The 1,194-nt window shown below is 23.5% G+C and carries 1 rRNA gene; it reads right to left on the bottom strand.

The features are described from left to right. Positions 1 to 987: 987 nt before the first annotated feature. A 5S ribosomal RNA gene (gene rrf / locus NG918_RS16485) occupies positions 988 to 1,104 on the bottom strand. Positions 1,105 to 1,194 lie beyond the last annotated feature (90 nt).

Consider the following 1,194-nt stretch of genomic DNA (forward strand, 5'->3'; position numbering starts at 1 on the left):
CAAAGACCAAATTTTCTTTTGTTTTACTGTGTCACCCTTAAGCGACTTACTCAGTCTAACATTTGATTTCTTTTCTGTCAACAAGTTTTTTAATAAGTTGAAATTTAATTTCTTAACTTTATTCTTACTTGTTTGCCGCATCTCTCAGCGACGTGTTTTATCTTACCATGATATATTAACTAGTTATAATACATTTATTACTATTCATTGAAATTATATCTTATTTTCTTGTTTTTTATTTAAAATGCTACATAATGCTACTACTGATACACTTGGATAAGTTAATCTAGTATTTTTGAATAAATAATACATATATTTACAAAAATATATGAGTTACTTATTTTATTTATATATAATTTATTATTTTTACTTAATATTTTTATATAAATAATCATTTTAAAATGATTATTTACTCTTAATCTACCCATATTAATAGATTGATTTTCAATACTTTTGTCGAAATTTAATTTATTAGTATTAAAATGTATCATTAATTTTAAAAATTTGTTATTTCTTAATTACATATTTTTATTTTTAACTTTGTTTTCTAACTATATTTATAGATAATCAGTAGATCATAAATTTAAATAAAAAAGTGTAATACTATTTAAAATTAAAATAATATTACACTAACATAAAATTATAAAAAATAACTATTACTAATTAAATAATAATCTTGTAAAACAACTCAAATTATTATTTAATACTTAACTATTTTTTATATAAATTCAATTTGAGAAGTTATTTAATAATCTTCTATGCACTTAATTACTCTTACTTTCAAATTATAACAAGATTAATATTAACAACGAACAATATCCATTAAAATTTCTTACACTCACGATGAATAGCGATTGAATTTAAATTAATATATGAGCGTATTCACTTATTAATGCTAAAGTTTTCTTTCTACCTGTTATTAACATCACTTTAATCTATTTTTATATACTAAAAAGAGATAGTTGTTATAACTATCTCTTTAAGCTTACCTGGCAACGTCCTAATCTCCCACACAGTCTCCCGTGCAGTACCTTCGGCGCTATGGATCTTAACTTTCCTGTTCGGAATGGGTAGGAGTGTTACTTCCATGCCATCATCACCAGATGCTATGATTCTCCAAATCTTGATTTGGTTAAGAATCTTGTACTCCTCAGTTTACCTGAGCGAGTTTCATTTTGAAAGAATGTTCTTTCA

It is taken from the genome of Clostridium sp. ZBS2, from assembly GCF_023845855.1.
Taxonomy (GTDB): Bacteria; Bacillota; Clostridia; order Clostridiales; family Clostridiaceae; genus Clostridium; species Clostridium aquiflavi.